Source organism: Rahnella sp. PAMC25617 (assembly GCF_050606005.1).
Classification (GTDB): Bacteria; Pseudomonadota; Gammaproteobacteria; order Enterobacterales; family Enterobacteriaceae; genus Rahnella; species Rahnella variigena.
On sequence record NZ_JBOCUM010000011.1, the window covers coordinates 104,829 to 115,124 of the forward strand.

7 protein-coding genes are annotated in these 10,296 nt (G+C 56.7%); 6 read left to right on the forward strand and 1 reads right to left on the reverse strand.

Annotated features, from left to right (window positions below):
- Positions 1 to 3 precede the first annotated feature (3 nt).
- From ACM615_RS15015 to ACM615_RS15035, 5 genes are all read left to right on the forward strand, one after another.
- A complete protein-coding gene (locus ACM615_RS15015) occupies positions 4 to 1,242 on the forward strand; it encodes an MFS transporter (protein ID WP_431012110.1) in 1,239 nt (412 codons plus the stop codon).
- Between the two features lie 13 nt (positions 1,243 to 1,255).
- The gene (locus ACM615_RS15020; protein ID WP_431012111.1) at positions 1,256 to 2,764 is read left to right on the forward strand and encodes an ABC transporter substrate-binding protein; all 1,509 of its coding nucleotides are present in this window, start codon (positions 1,256 to 1,258) and stop codon (positions 2,762 to 2,764) included.
- Positions 2,764 to 4,551, forward strand: coding sequence for an ABC transporter permease subunit (locus ACM615_RS15025; protein WP_431012112.1), 1,788 nt, complete (start codon positions 2,764 to 2,766; stop codon positions 4,549 to 4,551). Before ACM615_RS15020 ends, ACM615_RS15025 begins: the two co-directional genes overlap by 1 nt.
- Positions 4,552 to 4,629: 78 nt before the next feature.
- Positions 4,630 to 5,571: a DMT family transporter gene (locus ACM615_RS15030; protein ID WP_431012113.1), complete on the forward strand. Its 942-nt coding sequence runs from the start codon at positions 4,630 to 4,632 to the stop codon at positions 5,569 to 5,571.
- A gap of 89 nt (positions 5,572 to 5,660) precedes the next feature.
- A complete protein-coding gene (locus ACM615_RS15035) occupies positions 5,661 to 7,010 on the forward strand; it encodes a glycoside hydrolase family 10 protein (protein ID WP_431012114.1) in 1,350 nt (449 codons plus the stop codon).
- A 21-nt stretch (positions 7,011 to 7,031) separates the two neighbouring features.
- Here the strand turns inward: ACM615_RS15035 and ACM615_RS15040 are convergent, their stop codons facing one another.
- A complete protein-coding gene (locus ACM615_RS15040) occupies positions 7,032 to 7,916 on the reverse strand; it encodes a GNAT family N-acetyltransferase (RefSeq protein ID WP_431012115.1) in 885 nt (294 codons plus the stop codon).
- Between the two features lie 432 nt (positions 7,917 to 8,348).
- Between ACM615_RS15040 and ACM615_RS15045 the strand changes: the two genes are divergently transcribed.
- On the forward strand, positions 8,349 to 10,296 hold a 1,948-nt coding region (locus ACM615_RS15045), incomplete at its 3' end, for a type VI secretion system Vgr family protein (protein WP_431012116.1).

The window sequence follows — 10,296 nt, forward strand, 5'->3', positions numbered from 1 at the left end:
CGGATGCTGACCCGTTTTATTGCGCGCCCTTCTGCGCCCAAACCGCCGCTGCTCCTCGCCAGCAGTCTGGTTTTTAATATTGGCTTTTATGCTGTCGTGCCATTTCTGGCGATTTTTCTTCGCGATGATTTACTGCTTTCCGGCTGGGCGATCGGGCTGGTGCTGGGTCTGCGGACGTTCTCACAACAAGGGATGTTTTTACTCGGCGGCGCGTTATCAGATCGCTACGGCGCACGTCTCATTATTCTGCTCGGTTGCGTGGTGCGCATCGCCGGTTTCTTGCTGCTCGGACTTTCCGACACGCTGGCACCCGTGATCCTCGGTGCCTGCCTGACCGGTATCGGTGGCGCACTGTTTTCCCCTTCCATTGAAGCCCTGCTGGCGCAGGCCGGAACCCACAGCGAAAAAGCCGGAAAACGCAGCCGCGCCGAATGGTTTGCTCTGTCAGCAGTATGTGCCGAACTGGGTGCAGTGCTTGGGCCGCTGCTCGGCTCCCTGCTTTCCGGATACGGTTTTCAGCCGGTAGCGCTGGCCGGTTCCGGACTGTTTCTGATTGCGCTGCTGGTGCTGTTTTTCACCCTGCCCGCCACGCCAAAACGCGCCACAGAACTGAAAATTGTGCCGTGGTGGGAGACGTTCCGTCAGCCGCGTTTTGTGGCTTTTATCATCGCCTACAGCGCGTACCTGTTCAGCTACAACCAGCTCTATCTGGCGCTGCCGGTCGAACTGCGCCGTTCTGGCGGCAGTGAGCAAGATCTCGGGCCATTGTTCGTGCTGGCTTCGGTTCTGGTGATCGGACTGCAAATGCCGCTGGCGCGTTTTGCACGCCGGATGGGAGCCTCACGCATTTTACCTGCGGGCTTCGGATTGCTCTCTGCCGCATTTGTCGCTGTCGCGCTGTTCGCCTGGACGATACCGCCACAAGGCTGGCTGCGGCTGCTGCCATCTGTATTGCTGATCACCCTGCTGACTGTCGGCCAGATGCTGATTGTGCCGGTCGGGATGGATCTCATTCCACGCTTTGCCGGGCAACATAATCTCGGCGCACATTACGGTGCGCTCTCGTCGATGGGCGGCATCGCAGTGCTGGCGGGCAATTTCCTGCTCGGCGGCCTGCTTGATAACGCGCTAATTCCATCACCCGCTGCGGTCATTCCGTGGCTGGCACTGGCGGCGGTTCCCTTTTTAAGTGCGCTGGCGATGTGGCGAATCTGCCGTCGCCTGCCTCCTCCCGCAATCTGACAAGGATTTTTTGATGTTTCTGTTACGTGTAAGCCCGCTGGCCGGGCTGCTTTCTGCTGCACTTTTACTGACCGGTTGCTTCAATGAAGCCGATAAAACTCCCCAACAAAGTGTCGATCAGCGCCTGCGTCTGGCGATGTTACAACCGCCACGTTCCGGCCTGACGCCGCTCAGCGACGATGCGTTTAAACTCTCGCGCTGGAGCACGGCAGAAACGCTGGTGGTGCTGGATAAACTTGGCGAAGCGCAACCGGCTCTGGCGACAAACTGGCAGCAAACCGGCGATAACCGCTGGCGGTTTGAGTTACGCCCGGACGTAAAATTCCATGATGGCAGCGCGCTTGATGCCGCCACGGTGGTAAATGCGCTGACCGTCGCCACACAAGCTGCGCCAAAACCACGCATTCTGGATGGCGTGCAACTGACCGCTGAAGCGGACGGTCAGCTGGCCGTTATCGTCACCACCGCGCAACCCGATCCGTTGCTGCCACAGCGACTTTCCAGCCCGCAGCTGGCCATACTTTCACAAAAGGCCTACAGCAAGGATGGCACGGTTAACCCACGCCATACCGGTTCCGGCCCCTTTGAACTGGTGCAGGTCAACGGCACCAGCAGCGCCAGACTCGAGCGCTTCGCCGGTTACTGGGGTGAACAGGCGAAAGCCAGCGGCATCGACGTCAGTTTTGTGCCGGACGGTACCGCGCGGGGAGCCGCGTTACGCACCGGTTCAGCGGATATTGTGGAAGCTATTCCGGTTTCACAGGCACCGTTGCTCGACCAGCGTTTAATCCACGAAGTGCCCATGCCGCGCACCAATACGTTGTATCTCAATACGAAATCCGGCGTGATGCAGGATGCGGCATTGCGTGCCGCCGTGCGCGACGCGATTAATCGTCAGCAATTGGTGGATAACGTCTACGAAAAACGTGCCGACGTGGCGCAGGGTTTGCTCGGCCCGGCGCTGCCGTGGGCGGCAGAATTGCGCCAGCCGGTGAGCCATCCGGTCACTGCCGCAAAACCTGCCGGTGAAACCATCACGTTAGTGACATTCAGCGATCGCGCCGAACTGCCGGAGGTGGCGGTGTATCTGGCGCAGCAGCTGACGGCGGCCGGTTTTAACGTGAAACAGGTTGTGCGGGAGTATTCGCAAATTGAATCGGATGCGCTGGCAGGTAAGTTCGATGCGTTTATTTTATCGCGTGCGACGGTGCTCGATTCCGGCGATCCGGTGGCCTACATGTACAGCGATTTCGCCTGCAAAGGTTCGTTTAACATCGCGCAACTGTGTCGCCCTGAAATCGACCAGGCGTTGCAAAAAGCCGCTGCCATTCCGGCAGGCAATGCGCGCCGTGAGGCCATTATGCAGGCTGAAAACCTGATCCTCTCAACTGATGCCGCCATTCCGATGCTGCATGAACGAGTGATTCAGGGCGAAGCGGCTGATATTCGTGACGCCGTGCGCGACCCGCGTGAACGCACGCTGATCAACGCCGCTACACAGCGTGTGAGTCAGGCTGGCTGATGAGTGAATCTCTGTATTGCCGCACCTGCGCGGGTGTCAGCCGTCTGCGCATGAGTCAGACCGGCGGCGCGCTGGTGCCGCTGATTTCACGCCTGCTGACCCTGGCGGGGATAGTGGTGCTGACCGGTCTGCTGCCGTGGTTGTCCGGCGGTGATCCGGCGCTGTCATTACTGCGCGCACGGTCCGGTGAGCAGGAAGCTACCGCAGAAACACTGTCGGCAATCCGCCAGTCGCTCGGGCTGGACAACGGTCCGTGGTTTGCGCTGACGCACTGGTTGAACGGTTTGCTGCACGGCGACGCTGGTGTGTCCTGGGTTTCGGGATTGCCGGTTCTGCCCGGTATGTTGCAGGCAACCGGCGTTTCATTAACGCTGATGGCATCCTCCGCGGGCGTGGCCTTTATTCTCGCACTGCTGCTGTGCGCAGGCACAATGGTGCGCGGATTACAGGGCAGAACGCCCCGTCCGGCGGGTTTTACCGCAGCACTGTTCACCGCTCTGCCGGAGTTTTTACTGGCATCAGTTTTGCTGATTGTCGGTGCGGTCTGGCTTTCCCTTTTTCCGCCTTATGGCTGGCAAGGCTGGCATTACGCAGTGCTGCCTTCGCTGGCACTGGGTATTCCGGCTGGCGGGTATCTCGGACGAATTTACTCTGATGCGCTCTGCGAAACCTTTAAAGAAAACTGGCTGACGACCTGGAGCGTGCTGGGTATTCAACGCCGTCATACCGCGCTGGCCGTTATCTGCCGGACGCTGCCCGGCGTAATGCCACTGACCGGACTGGTGCTGGTTTCCCTGACCGGCGGCGCAGTGGCGGTTGAAAAGGTGTTCGCCATTCCGGGTCTGGGGCGCGCCACGCTGGGCGCAGCGGCTGCGGGTGATTTACCAGCCTTACAGACCGGCGTTCTGATCCTGCTGGTGCTGGCGTCTCTTTTTGGCATGTTAACCGGAGGGGTGCGGATCGTCTTGCTGGGGCGCGCCGTCAGGCTGAACGCGGTGCCGGTTCCGGCATCTTCCGATCGCACGGAAAAATCGCGGCCGTGGATCCCGCTGTTATGTCTTTTGATTCTGGTTGTAATGGTCTGCGCCGGTTTGCCGCGCGATCCGCTGGCATCGGACTATTTGCGGTTACAGCCGCCGTCTTTCGCCCTGCCTTTTGGCGCGGACGCTATGGGGCGCGACCTTCTCGCCCGTGTGGCGCACGGCACGCTCAATACCTGTTTTCAGGCGCTGATTGTTTCGCTGATTTGTCTGGCTATCGGCCTCATTGCCGGAGCGTTTCCCCGCGTCATGACCGGGCCGGTTGAAGTTGCGAATGCGCTGCCACCGGTGATCGCCGGATTAGTGGTCGCCGCCGTTAACGGCGCTACGGCAGGAGGCGCCATCATTGCCGTCACCGCCGTCAGCTGGGCGCCGCTGGCAGCTCACACCGCCGCGCGGGTAGCGGAAATTCGCGCGCGTCCTTATATGCAGATGCTGCCCCTTTCCGGCGTCGGGGCTATTCGTCGTCATGTGTTTTATGTGTTTCCCGCCCTTGCTGGTCCGCTTCTGCGCCACGCATTACTGCGTTTACCCGGCATCGCGCTGGCGCTGGCGTCTCTGGGTTTTCTCGGGCTTGGCGCACCGCCGCCGGTGCCTGAATGGGGACGCGTGCTGGCCGAAGGCATGCCTTATATCGAGCGTGCGGGCTGGACGGTTTTCGCCCCGGCAGGCGCGCTGGCGTTACTGTCGGTGATGGCCGTAACCCTGAGCAATGTACGCTGGAAAAATCCCGCCCGTGCTCGCTGAACCATTATCTGAATTTATAGTTTCGCGCTAATCTGTTGGACTGATTTATGACAAGAAGACAGAACAGGAAGACAGAAAATGGACTCGCGTAAACCGCTGGACGGATTTGCCAGCAGCGTGATGGTTGGGCTTTGTATTATCTGGGGTGTGCAGCAGGTGGCGATCAAAAGCGCCGCAGCGGATATCACGCCGTTGTTGCAGGTGGCGCTGCGCTCGGGCATGGCGGGGCTGGCGGTGATGGTCCTGATGCTCATCCGCCAGCGAAAAATTCCGTTCAGCGCACAGACGCTGCGCCCCGGATTGCTGGTCGGTTTGCTGTTCTCCGTTGAATTTATGTTTGTCGCTGAAGGGCTGCGGTTCACGACTGCCGCTCACATGGCGGTTTTCCTGTATACCGCACCGATTTTCGCTGCGCTCGGTCTGCATTTTCTGGTGCCGGAAGAACGCCTGAGCCGCCTGCAATGGTCCGGCGTCGGCATCACCTTTCTCGGCGTAGTTGTCGCTTTCCTGTTTGGCGGCAATAATTCTACGGCACCGCAGGCCAGCAATATGCTGCTCGGCGATTTCTTCGGCCTGCTGGCCGGTGCCTTTTGGGGCATGACCACTATCGTGGTGCGTCGCAGCGCGTTATCTTCCGGCAGCGCCACCATGACGCTGTTTTATCAGCTGGCTGGCGCGTTCGTTTTGCTCAGTGCCATGGCGTTACTGACCGGTCAGACACAGTTTCGCCTGACGCCGGTATCTGTCAGCAGCATGGTATTTCAGACCGTGATCGTGACGTTCGGCAGTTATCTGGCGTGGTTCAGCCTGATGCGCCGTTATCAGGCTTCACGTCTGGGGATCCTCTCGTTTATGACGCCGGTTTTCGGCATTATTGCGGGCGTGGTTTTTCTGCATGAACCGCTGAAAATCAACTTTATCGCCGGTGCGCTGCTTATCATGCTGGGGATCCTGACCGTGAGCGCCGAAGGAATGTTGCGCCAGTGGATAGCAAAAAGGCGTCTGGGGAAATTGCGTTAATGCCTGATTACAGTGAAAATTAATCCTGATCATTAAGCACGTGACACGAAGCAGCTAATCTGCTGCCTGTCCCCGCGATTACAAGAAAAATGGAGTTTATCATCGCCCGATCACAACACATTTCAGCGCTCAAGATCGTCAAAACATCAGCGACCCTGATGGGGCTGGCGCTGTTACTGGCCAGTTGCTCTTCGAAGCCGCCGAAATCGCTGGTCACGCCGCTGCCACCGGTGTCCAAACAGCCACTGCCGGGTAAATCTGCGCAGTCGCATGAACCGATGCGCGGTGTATGGCTGGCGACGGTTTCCCGTCTCGACTGGCCGCCGGTATCCTCGGTGACAGAAAGCAGTCCTGCGGCACGCATCAGCCAGCAGAAAAAGGCTCTGACTGACAAACTCGACAAGCTGCAAAGTCTCGGAATAAACACCGTATTCTTCCAGGTGAAACCGGATGGCACGGCGCTGTGGGCCTCTAAAATCCTGCCGTGGTCGGATACGCTGACCGGCACAATTGGTCAGGATCCGGGCTATGACCCGTTGCAGTTTATGCTCGATGAAGCGCATAAGCGCGGAATGAAGGTCCACGCCTGGTTTAACCCTTACCGCGTGTCGGCCAACACCAAACCTTCTACCGTGGCTGAGCTGAACAACACGCTGCCGTTGCATCCTGCCAGCGTATTTGTCCTGCACCGCGACTGGATCCGCACCGCCAGCGACCGCTTTGTGCTCGACCCCGGCATTCCCGAAGCGCGCGACTGGATAACCAGCATCGTGGCCGAAGTAGTGTCGCGTTATCCGGTGGATGGCGTGCAGTTTGATGACTATTTCTATACTGAAGCGCCGGGTTCGACGCTCGACGATAATCTGACGTTCCGGCGCTACGGACAGGGATTTGCCTCGAAAGCCGACTGGCGACGCCATAATACCCAGCTACTTATTGAGCAGGTTTCACGCACCATTAAACAGCTGAAACCCGGCGTGGAATTTGGCGTCAGTCCGGCTGGCGTGTGGCGGAATGTGTCGCACGATCCGGCAGGTTCCCGCACCTCTGGCGCGGCGGCCTATGATGAGGCGTATGCCGATACGCGTCTCTGGGTGCAGCAGGGTTTGCTTGATTACATCGCCCCGCAACTTTACTGGCCTTTTGCCCGCAAAGCCGCGCGTTATGATGTGCTGGCGCAGTGGTGGGCTGATGTCGTAAAACCAACCCATACGCGCCTGTATATTGGCGTCGCGCTGTATAAAGTGGGTGAACCTTCGAAGAGTGAACCCGACTGGATGATTAGCGGCGGCGTGCCTGAGCTGAAAAAACAGCTCGATATGAATGAATCCAACCCGCAAATTCAGGGCACGATTCTGTTCAGGGAAAACTACCTCAACCAGCCGCAGACGCAGGAAGCGGTCAGCTATCTGAAACGCAGATGGGGCAGCGCGGGCTGAGGTTCGCCTAAGCGCGACCGGTCAGCCGGTCGCGTTTTCAAAATCTTCTTTTTTCAGGCGCATGGGTGTAATCGGCATGCCGTAAAAATCGGTGGTCGGGCCGGTGATTACACCGCCCAGATCACTGATGATTTTCACCGTGGAATCCCGCGCATCCAGCAGCACTTTATCCGTTTGCTCCAGCATCTCCTGCAATGAAACACGCGCCAGTTGTTTACCGATCCCCATTCCGCGATAGCACGAATTCACCGCAAACCGTCCCCAGTGCCAGTGATTATTTTCATACCAGCAGGAAACGGTGCCCAGAACATATTCCCCCGAGCGGACTATCCAGCACTGACTTTTTAGTTGCGGCGGTAATGAAATCAGTTCCGCCGGAATATTCTGTTCCTTTGCAAACGTCTCAGATAATAGTTTCGTCACTTCCGTTTGGTAATTACTGCGCATTATTTCAATTTGTATTCTTTGCGGATGACGTGCAGCGTTACGCCGGAAAGTATTAACTCTCAGTGTCCGTAATCCCTTTATAATTTCCTGTACCTCCTGTAACTCAATTTCATTATCAACAAATGAAAATTCATTATCCGCCGCGTCATCCGCCGTCGCTAAACTCCGTGCACCCGCCGCCGTCAGCTGAAAACTTTTCTGCCGTTTGTCTTTGACACCCGCCACCGGTTCAACATAATTTTTCCCCGCCAGCACGTTCAGCGTCCGGCTCAGCGACGCCTTATCCATACTCAGCTGCAGACATAATTCAGCAAAAGACGTCACGCCATTCTTTGACAGATAGGTCAGCAGATGCGCCTGTGTCAGGGATAAACCCGAACGAAAACAGTTTTTATCCAGCAGCCCGAGCTCCCTGACAAGATAGCGGAGCTCGGTACGGATCGTGTGAATGGCCGACATGATGAATCCTGACAGTTGATAGTATCAACAAAATTAAAGTGCTTCCGGGATTCTGTCAATCTTTGCTAGCCCTACCCACTCATCTCCCGGTCTGGCTAAATCGCCGGTGGCAAGGACGGAATGTATTTGGATCTAAAATGATTTAAAAAGAATAATCAGAACTAATAAGAGGAAAATTCTTAGAAAACACAAAACCATCGCTTCAATTACATTCAAACACACTTTTCACAGCCACTATTTCAAATGATTGCCCATATATCACTTTTACTTCAACGTTTTTTGAGTAGAATTCACGACTGAAATTTGACTTAAGTTACGTGTTATTTCTATTCATAATATCAATGATTTTACACAATGGATTAGTTTCATAATCAGTGAAAGGGTTTAGGTGAGTCGACCCTGTTTCTGTGTTGTGGGAAAGGGACTTAAACGATGAGTATCCAAGATTACATTCTTGCCGGCAGCAAATTACCGATCCACAACCATTACCAGTTAAGACTTAAACGGCTTGAATCTCAGCAGCCGGGCGTTGATATTTCGGTGCTCAAGTTCAGCGGCAGCGAGGCCATCAGCGATATTCTGCGCTATGAGATTGAGTTTACCAGCGCGGTGAAAGACATTCCCGCCCAGCACATCATCAACTATACCGCCCTGTTTCTGATGTATCCCGACGGCAAGCCGTGGGAGTCCGTTAAACCGCGCATCATCCCCGGTGTCATCACGCAGTTCCGCCAGTGCAGTACTTCTGCCGATGAAACCCGCTACGTCGCCACGCTGGAACACCGCGTCACCCGGTTAAATCAGGGCAGCAATAACGCGATTTACCAGAACGACAGCGTCATCAGCATGACCGAAAACACCTTCCTGCGTTACAACATGGACCGGCTGGATTTTCGGTTTGCGCTCAATGATCAGTATCCGCTGAAAAAATTCATGATGCAGTTCGGCGAAAGTGAGTACGCCCATATTGCGCGACGCCTGGCCGACAGCGGCATTTCTTATTTCTTCGAATATGACGAAGAGAACAACTGCGACGTCATGGTGCTGGCCGACCATTCTTACGCCTGGCCAGAGCCGGTCGCCATCCCGTTCCGCAACCCGGCGGGACTGTTTGACGGCGGCCTGGAATCGGTCTGGGAAATGTCGGTTAGCCGTAAATCAATCCCGAAATCTGTCACGGTTAACGACGATTACTACCCTGCCGCGCAAAGTGATATGACCGGCACGACGGAGACCAATCCGGATTATCCGGCGCTGGTTGCCGAAGATTACCGCTGGGGTGAGTACTATCCTGAACCGGGCAAGGAATACAGCAGCGAGCCCGGACAGGGCATGTGGTACGCCAGACGCCGTCAGGAGCGTTACCTCAGTGAGCAAATCACCTTTGAGGGCAAGTCCAACTGCATGACGCTGCGTCCGGGGATGGTCATCACCACGCCCGGTAAAGACTGGCCGGAAGCGCCGGACGGCCTGCTGATAGTCTCCACCGATTCTAAAAACGTCGCCCGCGACACGGCGTATTTCGTCACCTTCACCGCGGTTCCGCGTAATACCCAGCATCCGTATCGCCCTGCCTTGCTGCCGTGGCCGACCGTCACCGGCACGCTACCTGCCCGTATCTCCAGCGCACATCCGGACGAACCTTACGCCCACATCAACGCCGACGGTTTATACCGTGCGCAGTTTGGCTTCGATCGCACCGAATGGCAGAAAGGCTTCGAGAGCTGCTGGCTGCGTCTGGCCAAACCATATTCCGGTGATACCTGCGGCTTCCACATGCCGCTGCTGGATTCCACCGGCGTGGCGATTGCCTTCGAAAATGGCGACGTTGACCGGCCTTATATCGCCTATGCGCTGCATGATTCAACGCACCCGGATCATGTGGCGTTACCGAACTACAAGCGGAACGTCATCCGCACTCCTTCTGGAAATAAGTTAAGACTTGATGATTCACGAGGCAAAGAACACATCAAGCTTTCCACACCGGCCAGCGGCAAAAGCCAGCTTAACCTGGGGGCGCTGGTCGATGACAAGCGCAAAGACCGCGGTCACGGCGCCGAGCTGCGCACCGACGACTGGGTAGCCATTCGCGGCGGCAAGGGTGTGTTTATTTCCGCCGACGAGCAGGCTTCCGCCGGAGGTCAGCAACTGGACATGCAACAGGCCAAAGCACTTCTTTCCAGTGCGATGGTGGAAATGCAGAGCCTGTCGGCCAGTGCGCAACAGGCGCAGGCATTAGCCGCCGATATCGACCGGCAACAGACGTTGTTACAGCAGAAACTCGACAAACTTCAGCAAGCCGTTTTGCTTTTAAGCGCACCAAAAGGCGTCGGTATTGTCAGCGGGGACAGTATGCAATTGTACGCGGAAGACAGCCTGA

What these genes read in the sequence shown, in the direction of transcription:
- ACM615_RS15025 (WP_431012112.1), top strand. Translation starts at nt 2,764, where the DNA reads ATGAGTGAATCTCTGTATTGCCGCACCTGCGCGGGTGTCAGCCGTCTG.
- ACM615_RS15035 (WP_431012114.1), top strand. Translation starts at nt 5,661, where the DNA reads ATGGAGTTTATCATCGCCCGATCACAACACATTTCAGCGCTCAAGATC.
- ACM615_RS15020 (WP_431012111.1), top strand. Translation starts at nt 1,256, where the DNA reads ATGTTTCTGTTACGTGTAAGCCCGCTGGCCGGGCTGCTTTCTGCTGCA.
- ACM615_RS15015 (WP_431012110.1), top strand. Translation starts at nt 4, where the DNA reads ATGCTGACCCGTTTTATTGCGCGCCCTTCTGCGCCCAAACCGCCGCTG.
- ACM615_RS15040 (WP_431012115.1), bottom strand. Translation starts at nt 7,916, where the DNA reads ATGTCGGCCATTCACACGATCCGTACCGAGCTCCGCTATCTTGTCAGG.
- ACM615_RS15030 (WP_431012113.1), top strand. Translation starts at nt 4,630, where the DNA reads ATGGACTCGCGTAAACCGCTGGACGGATTTGCCAGCAGCGTGATGGTT.